This is a genomic window from Oceaniglobus sp. K40-3 (assembly GCF_055808395.1).
On the sequence record NZ_CM147868.1, the window covers coordinates 3,266,432 to 3,285,941 of the forward strand.

Annotated in this window: 23 protein-coding genes; 11 read left to right on the plus strand and 12 right to left on the minus strand. The window is 60.5% G+C overall.

Features of this window, described 5'->3' with window-relative positions; genetic code table 11:
- Positions 1–221 precede the first annotated feature (221 nt).
- From AC0L7P_RS16955 to AC0L7P_RS16970, 4 genes are read left to right on the plus strand one after another with little or no spacing between them, the layout of a single operon-like run.
- Complete coding sequence (locus AC0L7P_RS16955) at positions 222–956, plus strand: pilus assembly protein TadG-related protein (protein ID WP_473433775.1); 735 nt, start codon at positions 222–224, stop codon at positions 954–956.
- Positions 917–1,747, plus strand: a complete 831-nt coding sequence (locus tag AC0L7P_RS16960; protein ID WP_473433776.1) for a hypothetical protein — start codon at positions 917–919, stop codon at positions 1,745–1,747. Before AC0L7P_RS16955 ends, AC0L7P_RS16960 begins: the two co-directional genes overlap by 40 nt.
- Positions 1,744–2,268, plus strand: a complete 525-nt coding sequence (locus AC0L7P_RS16965) for a TadE/TadG family type IV pilus assembly protein (RefSeq protein ID WP_473433777.1) — start codon at positions 1,744–1,746, stop codon at positions 2,266–2,268. The genes AC0L7P_RS16960 and AC0L7P_RS16965 overlap by 4 nt, the downstream gene beginning before the upstream one ends.
- Positions 2,265–2,876, plus strand: a complete 612-nt coding sequence (locus AC0L7P_RS16970) for a TadE/TadG family type IV pilus assembly protein (RefSeq protein ID WP_473433778.1) — start codon at positions 2,265–2,267, stop codon at positions 2,874–2,876. The genes AC0L7P_RS16965 and AC0L7P_RS16970 overlap by 4 nt, the downstream gene beginning before the upstream one ends.
- Here the strand turns inward: AC0L7P_RS16970 and AC0L7P_RS16975 are convergent.
- The gene (locus AC0L7P_RS16975; protein WP_473433779.1) at positions 2,873–3,349 is read right to left on the minus strand and encodes a hypothetical protein; all 477 of its coding nucleotides are present in this window, start codon (positions 3,347–3,349) and stop codon (positions 2,873–2,875) included. The two genes, AC0L7P_RS16970 and AC0L7P_RS16975, sit on opposite strands and share 4 nt — an antisense overlap.
- 175 nt (positions 3,350–3,524) lie before the next feature.
- On the opposite strand from AC0L7P_RS16975, the gene ettA reads away from it, so the two are divergent.
- The 6 genes from ettA to AC0L7P_RS17005 all read left to right on the plus strand — a co-directional run bounded on the left by ettA (position 3,525) and on the right by AC0L7P_RS17005 (position 8,253).
- Complete coding sequence (gene ettA / locus AC0L7P_RS16980) at positions 3,525–5,180, plus strand: energy-dependent translational throttle protein EttA (RefSeq protein ID WP_473433780.1); 1,656 nt, start codon at positions 3,525–3,527, stop codon at positions 5,178–5,180.
- Between the two features lie 89 nt (positions 5,181–5,269).
- Complete coding sequence (locus AC0L7P_RS16985; RefSeq protein WP_473433781.1) at positions 5,270–6,019, plus strand: glycosyltransferase; 750 nt, start codon at positions 5,270–5,272, stop codon at positions 6,017–6,019.
- Positions 6,020–6,308: 289 nt separating this feature from the next.
- Complete coding sequence (locus tag AC0L7P_RS16990) at positions 6,309–6,764, plus strand: hypothetical protein (RefSeq protein WP_473433782.1); 456 nt, start codon at positions 6,309–6,311, stop codon at positions 6,762–6,764.
- Positions 6,765–6,837: 73 nt separating this feature from the next.
- On the plus strand, positions 6,838–7,287 hold the full coding sequence (locus AC0L7P_RS16995) for a CreA family protein (protein ID WP_473433783.1): 450 nt from the start codon (positions 6,838–6,840) through the stop codon (positions 7,285–7,287).
- 256 nt (positions 7,288–7,543) lie between these two features.
- Positions 7,544–7,750, plus strand: a complete 207-nt coding sequence (locus tag AC0L7P_RS17000; RefSeq protein WP_473433784.1) for a cold-shock protein — start codon at positions 7,544–7,546, stop codon at positions 7,748–7,750.
- A gap of 296 nt (positions 7,751–8,046) precedes the next feature.
- Entirely contained in the window at positions 8,047–8,253 is a 207-nt protein-coding gene (locus AC0L7P_RS17005) for a cold-shock protein (protein WP_473435494.1), read from the plus strand.
- Between the two features lie 60 nt (positions 8,254–8,313).
- Here the strand turns inward: AC0L7P_RS17005 and parA are convergent, their stop codons facing one another.
- The 8 genes from parA to AC0L7P_RS17045 all read right to left on the minus strand — a co-directional run bounded on the left by parA (position 8,314) and on the right by AC0L7P_RS17045 (position 16,582).
- Positions 8,314–8,940 carry a ParA family partition ATPase gene (parA, locus tag AC0L7P_RS17010; RefSeq protein WP_473433785.1) on the minus strand — a complete coding sequence of 209 codons (627 nt, stop codon included), beginning with the start codon at positions 8,938–8,940 and terminating at the stop codon, positions 8,314–8,316.
- Between the two features lie 92 nt (positions 8,941–9,032).
- Entirely contained in the window at positions 9,033–9,701 is a 669-nt protein-coding gene (locus AC0L7P_RS17015; RefSeq protein WP_473433786.1) for an exopolysaccharide biosynthesis protein, read from the minus strand.
- A 97-nt stretch (positions 9,702–9,798) separates the two neighbouring features.
- Positions 9,799–12,102, minus strand: a complete 2,304-nt coding sequence (locus tag AC0L7P_RS17020) for a sulfatase-like hydrolase/transferase (RefSeq protein WP_473433787.1) — start codon at positions 12,100–12,102, stop codon at positions 9,799–9,801.
- Entirely contained in the window at positions 12,092–12,844 is a 753-nt protein-coding gene (locus AC0L7P_RS17025; protein ID WP_473433788.1) for a hypothetical protein, read from the minus strand. Before AC0L7P_RS17025 ends, AC0L7P_RS17020 begins: the two co-directional genes overlap by 11 nt.
- Entirely contained in the window at positions 12,838–14,184 is a 1,347-nt protein-coding gene (locus tag AC0L7P_RS17030; RefSeq protein WP_473433789.1) for a hypothetical protein, read from the minus strand. Before AC0L7P_RS17030 ends, AC0L7P_RS17025 begins: the two co-directional genes overlap by 7 nt.
- A 34-nt stretch (positions 14,185–14,218) precedes the next feature.
- On the minus strand, positions 14,219–15,421 hold the full coding sequence (locus AC0L7P_RS17035; RefSeq protein ID WP_473433790.1) for an NnrS family protein: 1,203 nt from the start codon (positions 15,419–15,421) through the stop codon (positions 14,219–14,221).
- Complete coding sequence (locus tag AC0L7P_RS17040; protein WP_473433791.1) at positions 15,418–16,068, minus strand: 5-formyltetrahydrofolate cyclo-ligase; 651 nt, start codon at positions 16,066–16,068, stop codon at positions 15,418–15,420. The genes AC0L7P_RS17035 and AC0L7P_RS17040 overlap by 4 nt, the downstream gene beginning before the upstream one ends.
- Before the next feature lie 64 nt (positions 16,069–16,132).
- Positions 16,133–16,582 carry a group III truncated hemoglobin gene (locus AC0L7P_RS17045; RefSeq protein WP_473433792.1) on the minus strand — a complete coding sequence of 150 codons (450 nt, stop codon included), beginning with the start codon at positions 16,580–16,582 and terminating at the stop codon, positions 16,133–16,135.
- A gap of 218 nt (positions 16,583–16,800) precedes the next feature.
- Between AC0L7P_RS17045 and AC0L7P_RS17050 the strand changes: the two genes are divergently transcribed.
- Positions 16,801–17,133: a hypothetical protein gene (locus AC0L7P_RS17050; RefSeq protein ID WP_473433793.1), complete on the plus strand. Its 333-nt coding sequence runs from the start codon at positions 16,801–16,803 to the stop codon at positions 17,131–17,133.
- Here AC0L7P_RS17050 and trpB read toward each other — a convergent pair.
- From trpB to AC0L7P_RS17065, 3 genes are all read right to left on the minus strand, one after another.
- Entirely contained in the window at positions 17,130–18,359 is a 1,230-nt protein-coding gene (trpB, locus tag AC0L7P_RS17055) for a tryptophan synthase subunit beta (protein WP_473433794.1), read from the minus strand. The genes AC0L7P_RS17050 and trpB overlap by 4 nt on opposite strands.
- Positions 18,360–18,509: 150 nt before the next feature.
- Complete coding sequence (locus AC0L7P_RS17060) at positions 18,510–19,142, minus strand: phosphoribosylanthranilate isomerase (protein ID WP_473433795.1); 633 nt, start codon at positions 19,140–19,142, stop codon at positions 18,510–18,512.
- A 3-nt stretch (positions 19,143–19,145) separates the two neighbouring features.
- A complete protein-coding gene (locus tag AC0L7P_RS17065) occupies positions 19,146–19,505 on the minus strand; it encodes a LapA family protein (protein ID WP_473433796.1) in 360 nt (119 codons plus the stop codon).
- Positions 19,506–19,510 lie beyond the last annotated feature (5 nt).

The window sequence follows — 19,510 nt, forward strand, 5'->3', positions numbered from 1 at the left end:
AAAAGTTACCTCAAATCATCGCAATCTGTCTCAATCTGGCCCAATTCCCGCCGAATCCATCTGCCATAGATTGCGTACCGCGACGTGCGAATTGCGTCGCGACCGCATTCAGGAGTTGGTTTGTGCCCCAAATAAAGACAAAAAATGGCCACGCCAGGGGCCCCGATCACGGCTCCCCTGTCAACGTCGCCCAACGATTCGCACGGAACGAAGAAGGGTCGATGATCCTTTTCGGGCTGTATCTGTTCATGGCAATTCTGTTGATCGGGGGAATTTCGGTTGACATAATGCGCAACGAATTCTCGCGTCTCGGCCTTCAGAATACGGTGGACACCGCCGTTTTGGCCGCCGCCGACCTGGACCAGAAACTGGACCCAGCCGCAGTCGTAACCGATTATTTCGACAAGGCGGGGATGGCCGAATACCTTGATTCAATCAACGTGGTGGAGAACATCAACTCGCGTACCGTCACGGCCACATCTTCGGTTGATGTGGGCACGATGTTCATCAACGCCCTCGGGATCAATTCGATGCCTGCCGTTGCAAAAGGCACCGCCCGCGAAGAAATCAGCGATATCGAGATTTCCATGGTGCTTGACGTATCCGGCTCCATGGGGAACGACAACCGGTTGCGCGACATGAAAAACGCCGCCAAAAGTTTCGTGAACACGGTGCTGTCGGATGAACGCGGCATTACCGGCGATGGCGAGGTTTCGATCTCGATCGTTCCCTATTCGACCCAGGTGAACGTGGGCAAGGTTATCGCCGACGGTATGGATCTCAGCTTTACCCAGGATTATTCGCACTGCGTGGATTTCGACTCCGACGATTTTCAGACCACCGCGATGCCCGACGGCACCCGCAAACAGACCGGTCATTTTGATCCCTGGAGCCGGACCAGCCCCCGACCACCCCGGTGTGCCGCGACGATGAATCCTTCAAGGTTCAACCCCTGACCGAGGACAAGACCAAGCTGATCGCCCAGATCAATGGCCTGACCGCCGACGGCAACACCTCGACCGATATCGGCGTGAAATGGGGCGTCGCCATGCTTGACCCGTCATTCCAGAGCATCACCGACGATCTGATCACCGCCGGCAAAGTGGAAAACACATTCAGTGACCGGCCCTACGCATACAACCGCAACAACAGCATGAAAGTGCTGGTGGTCATGACCGACGGCGCCCAAACAACCCAATACACGCTGCGCGATCAGTATAATCAGGGCATGTCCGATGTCTGGGGACGCCAATATTCCGATGGCAGCTGGCGGTTCAGCGTCGATCATCAGGAATATCGCGACAAGGATGACGACGATGACTGGTGGGAAACCTGGTATATTCCGCGCAGCAACCGTTGGGACGACGCCCGTGATGGCGGGAATTCAAAATCCCACCGGCTGAGCTATCAGGAACTCTGGGCCGCTGCCTCGCTCGGGTATAACGCCTATTACATGTGGTATCGTCAGGACTACAATTCCAACCTCTATTACGATTGGTTGAATGGACCCACCGACTACGTTTCGGGCTCGGTCAAGGACAGGCGGATGGCCAACATCTGTGCCGAAGCGAAATCCAAGGGTATCCTGGTGTTCAGCGTCGCCTTCGAAATTGACAGCGCGGATGTGCCGCTGATGAAACAATGCGCCTCGTCCGATAACCACTATTTCGACGTTGACGGCGAAGACATCGTCTATGCCTTTTCGGCCATCGCATCCACCATCAACCAACTGAGGCTGATCCAATGATCAAGATGCTGAAAACCTTTCTGCGCCGTGAAGACGGGGTCGCCTCTGTCGAATTTGCCCTGATGTTTCCTCTGGTGATGGCCATCTTCATGTGCTCGGCCGAAATGGGCGTGGTCCAGTTGCGTCAGGCGATGCTGGAACGAAGCATGGACATCGTGGTGCGCGAACTGCGCCTTGGCAAACCGGAATATCGCGATCCCGAAGTGCTCAAGGCCGCCGTGTGCCAAGAGGCGCTGCTGCTGACCGATTGTGCGACCAACATGAAACTTGAGATGGGGCCGGTCAAAACCCGCGGCTTTACCTATTGGGAAGGGGGCGGCGATTGTGTTGACCGCACCCAGACGTCAAAGCCGGTGATCAGTTACACCTCGGGCGCCAACAACGAGGTGATGCTGATCCGGTTCTGCTATCTGCACGACCCAATTTTCCCTGCCGTCGGCCTCGGCGCGATCCTGCCCCCGGTCGTAGGGGGCGGATACAAGATGATGGCTTCAACCTTTTTTGTGAATGAACCGACATGAACATCATGACACATCTGCGCAGAAAGCTGCGCGCCTTCACCCGGGATACCGACGGCAGCTATACGGTTGAAACCGTCCTGATCCTGCCAATCCTGCTTTGGGGTATGCTGGCCACCTATACGTTTGTCGACGCGTATCGCATGCAATCTCTGAACCTGCGCGCCACCTACACGATCAGCGACCTTCTGACCCGGCAGTGGAACCCGGTGGACGAAGAATTCCTGGACGGTCTGGAAAAATACCACGAATTTCTGACCCAGACCCACCACGATACCGCCATGCGGGTCACCGTGGTTTATTTCAAGGAAGGCAAATCCGAATATGACGAGGACACAAACACAACTGTCGTAACCCCCGACGAACATGTGCTGGTCTGGTCTTATACCAGCGATCCCAAACGGCCCAAGATCAGCAAAGCCACATTGGCACAGCTTGCCCCGACCCTGCCTGTGCTGGCCAATGCCGATTCGGCCGTGATCGTGGAAACCTGGATGGACTACACCCCTCCGTTCTCGATCGGGCTGCCCGCGTCGGAATTCAACAACCGTGTGGTGTCGTCGCCCCGGTTCGTACCGCAACTGTTGTGGAGCGATACGCCGGTCAGCTAGGCCTCGTGGCTGCGCGCGACGATGCGCGCGGCCAAAAGTTCGGCCATGAGCTTGGCCTCGCCTGCCCCCGTCACCCCGCCAATGCCAACCCGGCGCGGCGTGCGCCACCACAGCCCCGGCGCCCAGCCCCGGGCATGGCGCGTGGACAGGATAATCACAAAACCATTTGACGGCTTGAAGGCAAGCGCCCCCCGGTCGATCCCGATGATGTCATCCACCAGCGCCAGGCGTGTTCCCGCGGAATCGCGCAGCTCGGTCGCCGTCAGTTCGACCCGTGATCGGGTGGCCTGCCACAGGCGCATCATTCCGACCAGCGCCATTGCCCCAAGGGCCAGAATCACGATCCGCCAGATAAGGGGCGGCGCCGTGCTTATCGCCATCCAGATCAGCAGGAACCCCAATGCGCCCACGACGGTCACACCCACCAGGCGGCGCAGCGGCGACGGCGTGACGGTGGCGATAATTTCTGACATCGGTGGCTCCCACTGTTGTGTGATCGCGCCTATCCCATCGCGCCCGGAAAATCGAGCCGTTTCGCGCAAGGGTAACCGCAGGCCGCCACCTGCGTTCCCGTATTCCAACCATCCCGTTGCCCCCGCCCGCCGGACCAAGTAAACCACGGCAAAACCCCATTAGCGGAGCACCCCCATGGCAGCCTATCAATACGTCTATCACATGGACGGCGTGAGCAAATCCTACCCCGGCGGCAAGAAGCTGTTCGAAAACATTCGCCTGTCGTTCCTGCCCGGTGTGAAAATCGGTGTCGTCGGCCCGAACGGCGCCGGTAAATCGACCCTGATGAAAATCATGGCCGGCATGGACAAGGAATTCACCGGCGAGGCATGGGCGGCGGAAGGGGCCAAGGTCGGTTATCTGCCCCAGGAGCCAAAGCTGGACGAGGCGCTGAACGTGCGTGAAAACGTCATGCTGGGCGTGGCCCCGAAAAAGGCGATTCTGGATCGTTACAACGAATTGGCGATGAATTATTCTGACGAAACCGCCGATGAGATGGCCGCCTTGCAGGATGAAATCGACGCCCAGAATCTGTGGGATCTCGACGCCCAGATCGACGTGAGCATGGAGGCCCTGCGCTGTCCGCCCGACGATACCGCCGTCAGTTCGCTTTCCGGTGGTGAGGCGCGCCGCGTCGCCCTGTGCAAACTGCTGCTCGAAGCGCCGGATATGCTGTTGCTCGATGAACCGACCAACCACCTTGACGCCGAAACCATCGCCTGGTTGCAAAACCACCTGATTGATTACAAAGGCACAATCCTGATCGTCACCCACGACCGGTATTTCCTTGACGACATCACATCCTGGATTCTGGAACTGGATCGTGGGCGCGGTGTGCCATGGGAAGGCAATTATTCTTCCTGGCTGGAACAAAAGGCCAAACGCCTGAGCCAGGAAGCGAAAGAAGATAAGTCACGCCAGAAAACCCTTGAGCGCGAATTGGAATGGATGCGTCAGGGCGCCAAGGCGCGGCAGGCCAAATCCAAGGCCCGAATCAGTGCCTATAACGAACTGGCCGGTCAATCCGAGCGTGACAAACTGACCCGCGCGCAAATGATCATCCCCAATGGTCAGCGTCTGGGCAACAAGGTGATCGAGGTCGAGGGCCTGACCAAGGCCATGGGCGACAAGCTGTTGGTCGAAGACCTGTCCTTTGCCCTGCCGCCGGGTGGCATCGTTGGGGTGATCGGCCCCAACGGCGCCGGTAAAACCACCCTGTTCAAGATGCTGACCGGGCAGGAAACGCCCGATGCAGGCACGGTGGAATACGGCGAAACGGTCGATCTGTCCTATGTGGATCAGTCGCGCGACGCGCTCGATCCCGGCGTGACCGTGTGGGAGGAAATCACCGGCGGCGCCGAGATCATCCAACTGGGCGATGCGCAGATGAATTCGCGCGCCTATTGTTCGGCGTTCAACTTCAAGGGCGGCGATCAGCAGAAAAAGGTCGCGATGCTGTCGGGCGGCGAACGCAACCGGGTGCATATGGCCAAACTGCTGAAGGCGGGCGGCAACGTGTTGCTGCTGGATGAACCAACCAACGACCTTGATGTCGAAACCCTGCGTGCGCTGGAAGATGCGCTGGTCGATTTCGCCGGCTGCGCCGTGGTCATTTCCCACGACCGGTTCTTCCTTGATCGGATCTGCACCCATATCCTCGCGTTTGAGGGCGACGCACATGTGGAATGGTTCGAAGGCAATTTCGAGGATTACGAAGAGGACAAGAAACGCCGTCTTGGCGCCGATGCCCTGGAACCCAAGCGGGTGAAATTCAAGAAATTCGTCCGCTAGCCGTATCCCCGATGATACCGAAAATCCTGCATCAGACCGAAGAAGAATGGGATCCTTTACCTCAATCGATAAAGGATTCCGTTCTTTTCATGCAGGCCGGGAATCCCGATTTCGACTGTCGGTTCTATGATGCAGGGGCGCGGCGGCGTCTGATCGCCGACAATTTCGGCGCCGATGTGATTGCCGCCTATGACGCGCTCAATCCTTCTTACGGTGTCGCGCAGGCCGATTTCTTTCGCTATTATGCGGTACTGTTGCACGGTGGCATTTATCTTGATGCCAAAAGCAGAATAACCGTGCCGCTTTCGACCATTACATCGCATCACCGCTGTTTGTCGGTGTTGCGCCCCGAAAAATTCCCCGTCGACAATTTTCGCGCGCTGGCACCTGCGCAATTCCGCTCGCGCAACAAGAACCTGATTTCCCAATGCTTCTTTGCCGCCCCTGCCGGCGATAAAATGCTAACGCATATCGCGGCCTCCATGATTTCGCGCATTGCAGGCTATCGGGCCAACCACGAGGGAATCGGGTCATCGGGTGTGTTCAATGTAACCGGGCCAAAGATGTTTACGCGCGCGATTGCATCATCGCCCGCCACCACAAAGGTCGCGTTTCTCTGGCCTGATGATATCGGGTTTCAGTTCACCGGCGGCACCCGCAAGGCGGATGTAAGGCCCCGCTATCGCCCGCATTATTCCTGCCTCAGCGAAAATGTCGTGTTGCACGCACTGCCACGGGCCGGGGACATGTCTGATCGGGCGCTGGCCTTGCTTCGGTTCGGCCCCGATGTTCTGGCCAACCGGATCAAACACGCCCTGCGCCGTCGCCTGCGCCGGTGAAAATCACAAAGTTCGTGAGCTTTGCTTCGGCTATTTCCGACTCGGGCGAAATGTGCTATGGGTTGTGCAAGGCCAGACCGCAGCACCTCAAAATCAGGTATATCCTCAACGTCAGTGCATGTGAGAGAGCCTTCCAAACCGCCGCAATTACGCGGCGGTTTTGGTTTGGGTCAGGTTTCCCTGCCTTGATCGGCGCCGCAAATGCGACCAACATTGCGCCATTGCCAGTCTGCGGGTTTCTGTATTTTCAAATCTTTCGCGACTGCCCCTTCGAACCAAAGGAAATATCATGGCCGGTCAATTTTTCATCTACGATATAAAGCGCAAGGATTACGATGCGCTTCAGAGCAAGATGGGCGCAACCGTCACGGCCCTTGCCCATGCCGCGATCGGCTGGAACGGCGCGTCGCGTCAAATTCTGACCGGTGTTATCGCAGGCAATCCCCCGGCCAACCGGGCCGGGCTGCCGCCCCACAGATATCTGGAAATCGCCGCCGACACCGCCTATGCGAACCCCAAAATGAGCGACACCAAGGCGCTCTGGCTGGGGTCAAGCGATGCCCACCACATCTGGCAGAAACTGGAGCGGCCGGCGAACATCTCCAAGGGGCTGAGCGGCGGAGTGGGCGGTGTCGCCAACGGGGAATGGTCCGTGGGCCGCAAGGTGAACGCCTTGCGCCACGAATTGGCAAACGGCAATGTCTCGATCGAAATATACAAGATTGATGGCCAGGAGATCAGCTAACGCACCTTTGCAAAAGCCGGGGAACCCGGGCGTGGGTCGTCGCGTTAGGCCTCGACCCACAAAAGGATTTCCCATGCGCCACCTGTGTTTGCTGTTGTTCATTTGCGCCCTGCCTGCCCACGCAAAAGAGGTGGGCAATGTCGATGTTGATTGGCTGGGCAACGATATCATCATCGAGGCGTTCTCCGATCCCGAGGTAAAGGGCGTCACATGCCACGTGGCCTATTTCGACCGCGGGCTGATTGACCGGTTGCAAAAAGGCAATTGGTTTGAGGATCCGTCGAACTCGTCAATCTCGTGCCGTCAAACCGGCAAGATCGAGATCGGTGATATTGATCGCAGCGCAGAAGGCGAATCGGTGTTTTCCGAGCGGCGCTCGGTGATCTGGAAATCCCTGAAGGTAAAGCGCATCTTCGATGAAGAAAACCAGACGCTGATCTATATCTCGCATGCCCGCGACGTACAGGATGGATCGGCCAAAATGGCCATTTCCACCGTGCCGCTTTATCAGGCCGGACAATGAAACAGCGCCCGATATCCGGCAGGCAACGCAGCGCACGGCGCGCAAAACCGCCAGAAACGCGGCAGAAATGTGCCGGAACGCCCGGGTCCGTCACACGAAAATGATTGCAATTCTGGCCCAAAGGCCCCATATGGCCTTTGCGAACGTTCTTTCTCTTTCGGCCACTGTTCTCTGCACGCACGGCACAGTACTCGATTTAGCACTGACCAAGCCGGGCCACCGCATGTTGCGGGTGGCATAGACAGGAGTACACACGATGGCCAATGGCACCGTGAAGTGGTTTAACGCAACCAAGGGTTTCGGCTTTATCGAGCCCGAAGGCGGCAGCAAGGACGTTTTCGTTCACATTTCGGCAGTTGAGCGTTCCGGCCTGACCGGCCTGGCCGACAACCAGAAAGTCACCTTCGACATCGAAGCTGGCCGTGATGGCCGCGAAAGCGCCATCAATCTGGCTCTGGCGTAAGCCTCACCGCCTTGGTGGGGGTCACCCCCGCCCATGAATTACATCAAACCGGCCTTTGGGCCGGTTTTTTGTTGCACCGTCCCGGCGCAAAGGGGCAGGACGATGGGTCGCAGGGAAAATATCACGAAAACATCTTTACCGAAAATTCGAAAGGTGGCATAAAATGGGGTTGCGACGTCATCTATATCGACCCCGCCTGCTTTCCGCCACGGCTACAGCGCATTCGATCCAGCACTGACTTAGCCACGCTGTTGCACTTCCGCGAACAGCATAAGAAAGCTGAAGGAGAACACGGTATGGCCAACGGCACCGTGAAATGGTTCAACACTACCAAGGGCTATGGTTTCATTGCCCCCGACACCGGCGGAAAGGACATTTTTGTCCATATCTCGGCTGTCGAACGCTCGGGTCTCACCGGCCTGCGCGACGATCAGAAAGTGACCTTTGACATCGAAGCCGGCCGTGACGGCCGCGAAAGCGCGATCAATCTGGCACTGGCATAAACGCCTGACCGGAAACAGAGTTTCGGGCGCGCATCCTGTTGCGCGCCCTTTTGCGCCGCCCTATCCCAGATGGCGGCGCACCTCGGCAACCAAACGATCAACCTCGTCTTGCGCTGCCCCCTTGCCGCGCTCTTGCACCCCGCGCCCAAGGCCCAGGGTTTCGGCAAACACCACCCGGTTGCCCAGGGTGGTTTCGGCCAGCGCGACGTTCATCTCACCCACGGCCGCCGTCACATCCTGCCCCACGCGGGTGCCGGATTTGAATCGGTTCAACACCACCAACGCTGTGCGGCTTTCCCGTTCGACCAGGTCCAGCACTGATTCCACCGCCCAGACATCGACCTGACTTGTCGCCACCGGCACGATCACCAGATCGCTGATCCGCAGGGCCGGGCGTAAATCGGCATCGACCTTGGGCGGTGTATCCAGAATGACGAAATCACTGACCTTCTTCAGTTTTTCGCATTCATACCCGACGCCCCAAGCGCTGGCGGTGGAAAATTCCATGTCTTCAATGCCATCGCCCCGCCGCGCCATGAACCAGCGCCCCAGCGACCCCTGCGGATCGGTGTCCAGAAGGGCAACCGTGGCCCCCGCCCGGGTCAGCCCGACGGCAAGGTTGGCCGCGATGGTCGTCTTGCCCGATCCACCCTTTTGCTGGGCGACAGTAATGACTTTCCCGGCCATGCTCAGGCACTCCTTGCGTTGCTGCGCCGCAGCATAACGCGCAAAGCCCTTTATCACAAGGGCCGCGTGACGTGCAGGGTGTGGGTTCGGGCCTAGTTGACCACCTGTGTCATCACAAAGGCCGGGATGCTGGCCGCCAGCGCCACCAGCCCCAGCGCAACGATCAGATAGACCCCGTCGCGCACCAACAGGCCCACCACCACCAACGCCACCACCATACCAAGAACCGACGACGAAAACGGCACCAGTTCAAAAAACGGAATAGTCAGCCCCGCCAACGCACAAAGCAGATAGGCCAGCACATTGAAGGGCGGCATGACCAGCAGGCGCAATCTGGGCCGGGAATTGCGATCCAGCCAATCGGCCACCCGGTGCAGCCGCTTGGCCGCCCGGTGCAGGGCCGCGCCGCTGATCTCGCGCCGGGTCAGCAGGCCGGGCAACCACAGCCGGTCACGCTGTGCCACCCGTTGCAGGGCCACAGCCGCAATCCAAAGCCCGCAAAATGAGGAAAACAAGGGAATTCCGCTCAGGGGTGATACCAGCATCAGTGCAGGAACCAACATCATCGGCAGAAACGACGTGCGCCCGAATGTATGTATGATCTCGCCCAGCGATACTGTTTCGCCGCCGCTTAGCCCGTCAAGTTGTTCGACGATCAGGCGCACCGGACGCTGCGGCCCACCCCCTGTATCCGGGGCGGAGCCATCGGCATCCTTGGCATTGCTACATTCGTCCGGCATCGGGGATGCAGGTGGCATCATGAACGCGTCCTTTGGCCTGTTCTGGCTTAACACGGCAGCACCATGGGTGGTTCCGGTGCCGCGCTGTTCATGGGCCGTTTAGCGCGCAGACGGGCGGTCACACAAGGGCGCCTGCCCCACGGCTCAACTGCCCTTCGGTGATACCCGAATTGCCAATCAGAATAATCCGCGACAACCCCAGCGCAATCACGAAATCATCGCCCCGCTGCGTGGTTTGCGCGGGGGCCGGCCAGTCAATCAGTTCAATCCGGTCGCCTGCCCCGAAATCGTGAATGCGCACCACCCCGCCATAGGCCACCCGGTAACAGGTGGCCCCGGGGCCGCCGGTCAGATCATTTTCACCGCTACCCACATGAATCGTATCATCGCCGCCAAGGGACACAACAGAATTGCGCCCGGGGCCGGTGTGGATTTGCGAATTGCCCTCGCCGTCGGTGATTTGATCATTGCCGTGGCCGCCGAAAATCCGGTTCTTGCCGTTCCCACCGATGATCGTGTCATCACCGGTGCCCCCGTCCAGAATATCCTTGCCCTGCCCGCCCTGAAGATAATCGTCGCCCGCCCCGCCATAGAAGTGATGCACCGATTTTCCCCGCCCCGACCGCGCGATCAGCCGGTCGTTGCCTGCCCCGCCATGAAAGGTGGCGCCGTCGTATTTCGGGCCGATCATCACATCGTCACCGTTGCTGCCCACCATTTCCACCGTCACCCGTTCCGAGGTTTCGAAATGGATCGGGCTGTCGGGATGCGCGACGATGCGGATGGTTTTCTGGGTGGTTGTGTCGGATTCAAGCCGCGATTGCACCGTGGCGATGCGCACCGCTTCAACGTTGGCAGGCAGGCGCAGCAAATAATCATCCGGCCCGCCCATATACCACAGGGTGTCATGGCCGCCATCGGCCTGTTCGTCGATCTTTTCCGCATCCGCGCCGTAAGCCCAGTAATCGTTGTCACGCACCCCGCCCTGCATCACCACGGTGCCATCCACCGCCATCATTGCATTCACGCCATTCGCCGGGTCGGCCAGCCCGCGCAGATCCAGCCCCAGATCCAGCGCGCCGCGGATCAACTCATCGCGCAGTTGCGCCAACGGGGTGGTTTCGGCCAGATTGCGCGTTTCGCCCGGGTCGCTGACCACGTCGTAAACGTGTTCTTCGCCATTGGGATAGCGGAAGTATCGCAAATGGGTCAGCCCCTCGACCGAGGGGCGCACCGAAAGCGTGCCGAACACGCAGGTCACCGGGGATTTCGTGCTGTCAAAGCCCCCGAAACTCTTATCCAGCAGGGGCAGCATGCTCTGACCAGACGCCCAGTGGCTGCGCGGTGGCAAACCGGCCAGATCAAGGATGGTTTTCGGCAGATTGTGCAGCGACACCGGCAAGTCGATCACGCGCCCGCCCTCCATCCGGGGCGACCAGATACCAAGGGGGACATGGGCGGCGCTGTCCCACTGGCTCATCTTGTGGAAACTGTCATGGGTGCCAAGGTTGAACCCATTGTCCGACAGCAAGACCACCGTGGTATTATCGGCGATGGATGAGCCGCGCAGGGCATCAAGAAACCGGCCCAATTCATGATCCATGTGGCTGCACGCCGCAAAATACCCGCGCACCACCTGTTTCCACGCCTCTGGCCCGGCCTTTTCGGGGGTGAATTGCCCGGTCACGATATAGGCGTTTTCATAGATCGCCATGCCATCCTGCGGCCCGGTGAAATCTTCGGGCGCGGCGATGCGGGGCCAGTGGATTTTATCCACGTCATACATCTGGTAAAACCGGTCAGGGCAAACCAGATCGTAATGGGGGTGTTTGAACCCAAGCTGGATCAGGTGCCGCTCGCCGGGGTCCAGCGTGCCCAGATGGTCAATCCCGTTCTGCGCCACCCAATAATCATAGAGTTTATGATCGAGGCTGCCATCATCGTCCGGGGCGTTGAAACTGCGCACCCCCGGCCCTTTTTCCAGATACACCCGATGGCCGGTGCGTTTGCCAAAGGCCTGCGCCTTTGGATCGTGATGAAACAGAACCCGACGATATTCCTCGGGCATGGGGTTATAATTGCCGTCGGTCTTGCCCGTGGTAAAGGTGCGAAACCCGGCGCGGCGCAGGTCATATTGCCAGGCTTCGGTCGGGGGCAGAACATCGCGCCACAGCCGGTTCAGATCGACCAGCCCGGTGCGAAACGGCGACAGCCCGGTTGTCAGCTCGGCTCGACAAGGGGCGCACAGGGGTACGGTGGCATAGGCATTGGAAAACCGCACCCCCTGCCCCATCAGCGAATCAAGGTTCGGAGTGAGGATCGGCACACCGTAGGCATTGCGCCATGTGAACACGTCGATCAGATCGTCGATCCAGATCACCACGATGTTGTCGCCCGCCACGCTTTCGCGATCAAACCCCATGAAACACCTCGTTGGCATAGATGCGCAGCCGGTCGCGCAGAGGCTGCGCATCGGAGGCGCAAATATCGCGCCCCGGAAACAGAATCACATCGCCCAGCCGCAGATCCCCCAAGGTGTTCAACAACCCCTGCCGCCCGCGTCGACAGGCGAGATACACATCGCAAGGCCCCGGCGCAAAGCTGCCTTGCAACGGGCCGGTAACGGGCGCCCCTTCGCCCACCAGCAACGAAAGATCCCCGGGCGTGACTGTGGCAAATGCCACCTGCATTCCGCTGCCCGGGGGCAGGGGGCAGGTCAGCTCATCCTCGCCACGCCGGTCGCTCAGGCGCAGAACGCCGCCCTGTTCGGATAACACGATGCCGCTGTTGCCCTTTTTGGCATCGACACACCACAGGGTTTCGCCATTGCCCCCCGGCGCATCAAACACACAAGCCACGCCCATCAGTGCGCAATCCACCCGTTCGCTCAGCACGAAACCACAGTTGGTGCGCGCCTGTGTCACCAGAACATCCGCCCCCCGGTGCCGGGTCAGGCGGCCATTCCCGGTGTTCGCCTCGGTCGGGCGGGCGTGGTTTTGGCCCGTGCGGCTGTGCAATCCGGTGATGATGTCACTGTCAAGATCGGCCAGCGCAGCGTCAAAACTGAACCAGAGCGCGCCAGCCGCCTCCATCACCTGCGAGATCGGCTGTGTCGCGCCATTTAACAGCGCCCCCTGCGGCAGATATCCCTCAAGGCTCAGCATCGGCCAACCGGCAAAATGGCGGGCAGCGCCCAACGACCCTGTTCATCGCGCAGCGCACCGGGGCGGCCAACGGCATACTGAAGGGTTAATGCACCCGGGTCCGCATCGTGGGTCACAATCAGCGCACGGTCATCATCCCCGGCGACATGCACCCCGGTGACCGCCCCTGCGTCGCCCATGGTGAACCCATGATCCGCGCCATTGTCCAACGTAAGTGGGGTCAGCGCATCGGTGATAACCCGCACCCGCCCCGGCGCCTCGGTCTCGGCCAGCAACAACCGGGGGCAATGCCACAGCTCGCGCGCCAAAGTGGCGTCAATCGCCTGTGCCTCGGCCATGGCCATGGCGGGCATTGCGGCGAGGGTGGGGCGGTGATTTTCATCAAACGCAAAGGCATAGCCGGGGGCCGAAAACACCAACCGGTGATCGCCCGGAAACACAGCCAGATGCCAATGTTCACGCACCCGCGCCCCGGTTTCATCGGCCCGCATGACGAACACCGGTTCGTGCAGGTCAAGCGCGGCAAGTTTGCGGGAAATCCGGGTCATCACCGCGCGAATGCCTGCAACATAGGCGTCAAAATCGCTCACCACGTCCTCGGCGCCATAATCAATGGCGATGGCCGCAATCCGGGGGGCCACACCCAGTGCCGCCGCAGCCGCCACCACATTGTCGATGGCCTGTTCCAGATTGCCCATGGCCGCACCTTCGGCCAGCGCCATCGCGGTGATGCTGCAATCGGTTTCGGCGCGGGTCACGATCAACGGCAAGGCGCGGCCCTGTGCGCGGCGCGTGGCCAGCATTGCATCGGCCACCAGCGTATCAAGCGTTACCTCGCGCACCCGTTCCAGCGCCGCCGTGGGCTGTGCCGGTTCCACCCCGGCCACGCCCACCGGCCCCACATCATCACCGGGGCACAGCACATGGGCCGCCATGGCCGCCTGCCCCGATATCGCCCAAGCCCGGCGTGCGCCGCCAATGGACAGCACCGCCAAAAGCGGCCCCGCCGCCTCGGCCACCACATGGCCCCCGGTGACGGGGCGGCGAAACCGGCGGGGATGGGGATAGCCGGGAAGCTGTGCATCAAAGTGATGCCACTCGCCCTGTCGGGTGACATTCCAGGCGTCGATGTCGCCCACCTGCGCCGGATCAATCCACGACGACGGCGCGTCACCCGCAGGCGCCACGCCGATGCGACCGCGCAATTCATCAACCACGGTGTCAGACAGGCGCAGGATCAACCCCGTGCCATCATATCCTATAGCGGTGCCATTGCCGACCCGCAGCAAAACGCCACTGTCCCCGCGCAACACTTTGTGATCCCGATCCGCCATGCCCATGTGTCGCGCAGGCCCGCGACAAGATCAATGGCGATCAGAACCGCGCCGGGCGCAGCCGCATCAAAAGCGGGCCATAAAGCACCACGAACGTTCCATAAGCCCCAATCCACGCCAGCCCCGCCAGGTGGTACAGATGCTCGGCCCCGGCGGGCCAGATGCCGGCAGCGCAGCGGGTCAGCGTGGCTGCCACCACCAGCAGATAAACCACCAACGTGCCACGCCCTGCGCGCAGCGCGGCGCCGCTATGGCCAAGGGTGGCGCGGGTCATGACCGCAAGCGTCATCAGGCCAACGGCACCCGCCATCCACAAATGTTGCGCCCCCGCTGCGCCCAACAGACCGGGCCAGAGAATCTCACCGCCAATGGCCAGCGCCCCCAGGGGCAAAAAGGCAAAACCCAGATGCAGCACCCAGACCAACGGATCACCCAACGTCCGATCCCCCGCCCAACGCACCAACCGCGCACCCTGTGCCACACCCGACGCCAGCAAAAGCACGCCGGTCAACGCCGCCTCGGGGGCCACGACCCAGGTCAGCAATGTCACCAACAGCAACAACAGCGCCACCTTGTCAAACTTCTGCATCGGCGGCACCGGCAACCGCCCGCCCCCCTGTTTCACCAGCCAGTTGCGGGTGAACGATGGTACGATCCGCCCGCCAATCACCGAAATCATCATCATCGCCGCGCCCAACCCGATGCGCAGCCCAAACCCATGCGCCGCATAATCGCCCCGCGCCGCCTCCCAGTGGAACACCCCATTGCCCACAGTGAACACGCCGATCAACGCCAGCACCATAAGGTTGCGCCAGTTTTTGCCCGCCACGATTTCACGCGCGATCACTGCGGCAAGGGCGACGGGCATCGACAGATCAATCAGCGCCACCGCCAGCGGCGGCATCAGCGCCCCGCACAACACCGCCAACCGCCCCGCGCCCCACAGTGCGAACAACCCGGCCAAAGGCCAGCCAACAATCGGCAACCGCCCGGTCCAGTTGGGAACCGCCGTCAGGATGAACCCACCCACCACGGCCGCAAGATAGCCGAACAGAAATTCATGAGCGTGCCAACTGACCGGATCAAACCGCGTCGGCAGGTCCACCGCCCCGGCCAGCATCGGAACCCACAGCGCCATGGCAACCACGGCCCATATTCCGGCCCCCAGAAAGAACGGGCGAAAGCCAAAGCTGAAAATCGCCGGGCCGCGCCATTCGCGCATCAATTCTGCCGTGCTGCTCATGATCTGTCTTTCTCGACCCTGACACCCGCCTCGGTGACGATGAAATCAAGCCCAATATCATGAGGTTGCGGAAAAATCGTGGGCAGGCGTGCCGCGTCAAACCCCACGCCGATGGCAACAGGCCGGGGCGCCAACGCCGCCAGCGTCCGGTCAAAATACCCCCCGCCATACCCCAGGCGAAATCCCGCAGCATCCCAGCCGACCAGCGGCGCCAGGGTGATGTCGGGGATTACCGCCTCGGATTCCGAGGTGGGAACGGGGATGTCCCAGTCGCCGCGCACCATCTGCGTGTCCGGGGTCCAACGGCGAAAAACCAGCGGCGCGGCCTTGGTTTCAACCAGCGGCAAGGCGATCTGCACCCCCTGTTCGTGCAGTTGCACCATCAGCGGACGCAGGTTCAGCTCGGCCTTGATCGGCCAGTAAAACGACATGATCCGTCCTCGTGCGCCATCAAAGCGCGCGGTCAGCAGATCGGCCAGATGATCTGCCAACCGCGCCGCGATCTCGTGCCGCGCGGCAACGGTCATTTCGATCCGGGCGGCGCGCAGGCGTTTCCGCTCGGCCTTGCGCCACCGGGCGACATCACGCGCCTGATCCGGGTCAACGGCAAGCGGGTCGAAATAGGTCGGGTCCACCTCGTGGGCCATGCAGGGGGCGACGCAAAGCTGCCGGGGGTGTCATTTTGGTCAGTCATCGGGTCTCTCTCATGAATCAGCAAAGCTCGGGCACATCTGGTAGTGTGTCTTGCACCGCCATATGCAGCGAGCGGGCAATCCGCCTGGCCCGCTCGGTCACATGATCGGCACCGGCGGGGGTGCATACCTCGTGGGCCGTTTGATCAAACAGCATCAGCCAGCGGTCAAAATGCGCCCAGGCGACCGGCAGGCCGGTATGGGCCGCCACCGGTGCCCCATGATAGCGCCCCGTCATCAGGGCAACGGACGACCAGAACGACACCATCTTGTCCAGATGCGTCGCCCAATCGGCGATGCGGGCGTTGAAAATGGGGCCAAGCACGTCATCGGCGCGGATTTTGGCATAAAAACGGTGTACCAAATCGTGCAGAACCGGCTCGCTCAGCCCGGTTTCGGCCATGATCGCGCGGGTCATCTCGGGGCGGGCAGAATTGATCGTGGGGTTGTCTGCGGTGGTGCCATCCATAGCCGCCTCCTGCGGTATGCTGCGTGAGGCTTTGACTAAACCCCTTAATAGGTATTGTAAATACCTATTTAATATCCTGACGTTTCCACCACCCCGGGACGCGCCAGAAACTGACCATCAATGGCGGTCGTCGGTTTTCCCTTGACCGCGCGGGCGCTTTACCTCGCAATGCACTTGCAAAAATGCGACAATAACACTCCGGACAAGGCCCTAAACCCATGTCAAACATTCATAATATGACATTCGTGAACCCCACCTTTCACGCCGGTCTGAACATCACCGTGCGCCATGGCGACAAGTGGGCAAAGCTGGCCCGGATCGGTGACAGTCTGGCCATCGACGGGCGCGACGGGCCGATCACCGCTGAAATCACCGGGATGTTCTATTGCGATCTGCCCGATATTCCGCAGGGCATTCTGGATCTTGAGCACGATTCCGATGCCCGCACCCATGCGGGGCTGAAACGCATCCTTGATGAAATCTATGGCCCCACCGCCGATGGCAACCGCATGGTCACGGTGGTGTTTCTCACCCTGCCCATCGCACCTTAACCGCCGGCGTTCATATCCCAGCCGAGGTGTTTGGCGACGGTGAAAATATCCTTGTCGCCGCGCCCACACATATTCATGCAGATGATATGATCCCGGGGCAATTCCGGCGCGACTTTCATCACATGCGCCAAGGCGTGCGAGGGTTCCAGCGCCGGAATGATCCCTTCCAGCGCGCAGGACAGTTTGAACGCCTCCAACGCTTCGGCATCGGTGATCGCCACATATTGCGCCCGCCCGATATCATGCAGCCAGGCATGTTCGGGGCCGATCCCCGGATAATCCAGCCCCGCCGAGATTGAAAATCCCTCAAGGATCTGGCCATCATCATCCTGTAACAGATAGGTTTTATTGCCGTGCAGCACCCCGGGCCGACCGCCCGTGAGCGAGGCGCAATGTTCCATCTTGGCATTCACGCCTTTACCGCCCGCCTCGACCCCGATGATGTTAACCGATTGGTCATCAAGGAAAGGGTAAAACAGCCCCATGGCGTTGGACCCGCCACCGATGGCCGCGATGATCGTATCTGGCAGACGGCCTTCCTGCGCCTGCAACTGGGCCTTTGCCTCTTTGCCGATGATGCTTTGGAAATCGCGCACCATGGCCGGGTATGGGTGCGGCCCGGCAACCGTGCCAATGCAGTAAAACGTATCGCGCACATTGGTTACCCAATCACGCAGGGCGTCGTTCATCGCATCCTTGAGGGTGCCGCGCCCGGATGTCACCGGCACCACCTCGGCGCCCAACAACTTCATGCGGAACACATTGGGCGATTGCCGTTCAACGTCATGGGCGCCCATGTAAACAACGCATTGCAAGCCGAACTTCGCGCAAACAGTGGCCGTGGCAACCCCGTGCTGCCCCGCGCCGGTTTCGGCAATGATCCGTGTCTTGCCCATGCGCCGCGCCAACAATATCTGGCCCAACACGTTGTTGATCTTGTGCGCCCCGGTGTGGTTCAGCTCGTCCCGTTTGAAATACACCTTGGCGCCGCCCAGATGGTCGGTCAGGCGCTCGGCGAAATACATCGGGCTGGGGCGGCCCACGTAATGTTCCCACAGATCGTCCATTTCGGCCCAGAAACTGTCATCCGTCTTGGCCTTTTCATACTCGGCCTCAAGGGACAGGATCAGCGGCATCAGGGTTTCGCTCACAAACCGACCGCCGAAATCGCCAAACCGGCCATTTTCGTCGGGGCCTTTCATGAAACTGTTAAAAAGATCGCCCATGCCGCACCCCCAAAACCTAAGTCAGATCGCGTTTAAAGCCTATGCGCGAAGGCGTAAAGCCAAGCCTTTCATAAAATGACCGGCCACGGGGGCGGCTGGCATTGGTGGTCAGGTACAACAGGGTACGGGCGCACGCCTCGGCATCGCCGATCACCCCGCCGCCGCGATAAATTCCGCGATCAGGCCCGGGGCTTTTATACCGGGCGCTGATTCGACTCCGGACGATACATCCACCTGCCGCGCGCCGGTCAGGCGTACCGCTTCGGCCACATTGGCCGGGGTCAACCCACCGGCCAGCATCCATGGCACAGGCCAACGCCGCCCCGCCAGCAACCGCCAGTCAAACGACAACCCGTTGCCGCCCGGCAGGGCCGCGCCTTTGGGGGGCTTTGCGTCAACCAGCACCTGATCGGCCACCCGGCCATATTCGCTCAGCGCGGCAAGATCGGCCTCATCCGCGATGCCGACCGCTTTCATCACCGGAAGACCAAACCGCGCGCGCACCTGGGCCACCCTTTCAGGCGTTTCAGCGCCGTGAAGCTGCAACATGTCGATGGGAACCGAACCCAACAGCGCATCCAGCATATCATCGTCGGCATTAACCGTCAGCGCCACCTTGCATTGCCCGACCGGCACGTCGGTGGCCAAGGACGCAGCATCCTCAAGGGAAATATTGCGCGGCGATTTCGCAAAAAACACAAAGCCAACATAGGCGGCATCACGCGCCGCACGCAAATCGGCAAGCCGCGTCAGCCCGCAGATCTTGACCCTCCTGTCCGCCATCGCTCAGCGCGGCGTGCTGGGTTGGTTCAGCAGTGCCAGCACATCGTCGCCATTGCGGGCCGGAGGCGTCGACATCTGTTTCATCTCACGCTGAAGCTTTTCCTTCTCGCGACGCTGGCGCCGGGCATCGGCGCGGAATTTATGCTCGCGCAGCCATTCCCAAACGAACCCAACCAGAACGCCCACCAAAATCCCGCCCAGAATGACAAGAAACAGCGGCAGCGTCACCGTCCAGCTCAGCCCCAGAAACCCCGCCATTTCCACCGGCAACAGGTGCAGCGTAACCATGCCCCGATTGGCCAGCGCCACAACGACAAGGCAAATCGCCAGAGCGAGCAAAAAAGCATAACGGATGTAACGCATAACGG

Coding starts and splice junctions, on each gene's coding strand:
- AC0L7P_RS17020 (WP_473433787.1), bottom strand. CDS start 12,102: ATGGGGTTTGATCGCGAAAGCGTGGCGGGCGACAACATCGTGGTGATC.
- AC0L7P_RS17000 (WP_473433784.1), top strand. CDS start 7,544: ATGGCCAATGGCACCGTGAAGTGGTTTAACGCAACCAAGGGTTTCGGC.
- AC0L7P_RS17040 (WP_473433791.1), bottom strand. CDS start 16,068: ATGGCCCACGAGGTGGACCCGACCTATTTCGACCCGCTTGCCGTTGAC.
- parA (WP_473433785.1), bottom strand. CDS start 8,940: ATGGCCGGGAAAGTCATTACTGTCGCCCAGCAAAAGGGTGGATCGGGC.
- AC0L7P_RS16990 (WP_473433782.1), top strand. CDS start 6,309: ATGGCCGGTCAATTTTTCATCTACGATATAAAGCGCAAGGATTACGAT.
- AC0L7P_RS17050 (WP_473433793.1), top strand. CDS start 16,801: ATGTCAAACATTCATAATATGACATTCGTGAACCCCACCTTTCACGCC.
- AC0L7P_RS17005 (WP_473435494.1), top strand. CDS start 8,047: ATGGCCAACGGCACCGTGAAATGGTTCAACACTACCAAGGGCTATGGT.
- AC0L7P_RS17015 (WP_473433786.1), bottom strand. CDS start 9,701: ATGATGCCACCTGCATCCCCGATGCCGGACGAATGTAGCAATGCCAAG.
- AC0L7P_RS16955 (WP_473433775.1), top strand. CDS start 222: ATGATCCTTTTCGGGCTGTATCTGTTCATGGCAATTCTGTTGATCGGG.
- ettA (WP_473433780.1), top strand. CDS start 3,525: ATGGCAGCCTATCAATACGTCTATCACATGGACGGCGTGAGCAAATCC.
- trpB (WP_473433794.1), bottom strand. CDS start 18,359: ATGGGCGATCTTTTTAACAGTTTCATGAAAGGCCCCGACGAAAATGGC.
- AC0L7P_RS16985 (WP_473433781.1), top strand. CDS start 5,270: ATGCAGGCCGGGAATCCCGATTTCGACTGTCGGTTCTATGATGCAGGG.
- AC0L7P_RS16975 (WP_473433779.1), bottom strand. CDS start 3,349: ATGTCAGAAATTATCGCCACCGTCACGCCGTCGCCGCTGCGCCGCCTG.
- AC0L7P_RS17060 (WP_473433795.1), bottom strand. CDS start 19,142: ATGGCGGACAGGAGGGTCAAGATCTGCGGGCTGACGCGGCTTGCCGAT.
- AC0L7P_RS17045 (WP_473433792.1), bottom strand. CDS start 16,582: ATGGATGGCACCACCGCAGACAACCCCACGATCAATTCTGCCCGCCCC.
- AC0L7P_RS16970 (WP_473433778.1), top strand. CDS start 2,265: ATGAACATCATGACACATCTGCGCAGAAAGCTGCGCGCCTTCACCCGG.
- AC0L7P_RS17025 (WP_473433788.1), bottom strand. CDS start 12,844: ATGCTGAGCCTTGAGGGATATCTGCCGCAGGGGGCGCTGTTAAATGGC.
- AC0L7P_RS17065 (WP_473433796.1), bottom strand. CDS start 19,505: ATGCGTTACATCCGTTATGCTTTTTTGCTCGCTCTGGCGATTTGCCTT.
- AC0L7P_RS17030 (WP_473433789.1), bottom strand. CDS start 14,184: ATGGGCATGGCGGATCGGGATCACAAAGTGTTGCGCGGGGACAGTGGC.
- AC0L7P_RS17035 (WP_473433790.1), bottom strand. CDS start 15,421: ATGAGCAGCACGGCAGAATTGATGCGCGAATGGCGCGGCCCGGCGATT.
- AC0L7P_RS16995 (WP_473433783.1), top strand. CDS start 6,838: ATGCGCCACCTGTGTTTGCTGTTGTTCATTTGCGCCCTGCCTGCCCAC.
- AC0L7P_RS16965 (WP_473433777.1), top strand. CDS start 1,744: ATGATCAAGATGCTGAAAACCTTTCTGCGCCGTGAAGACGGGGTCGCC.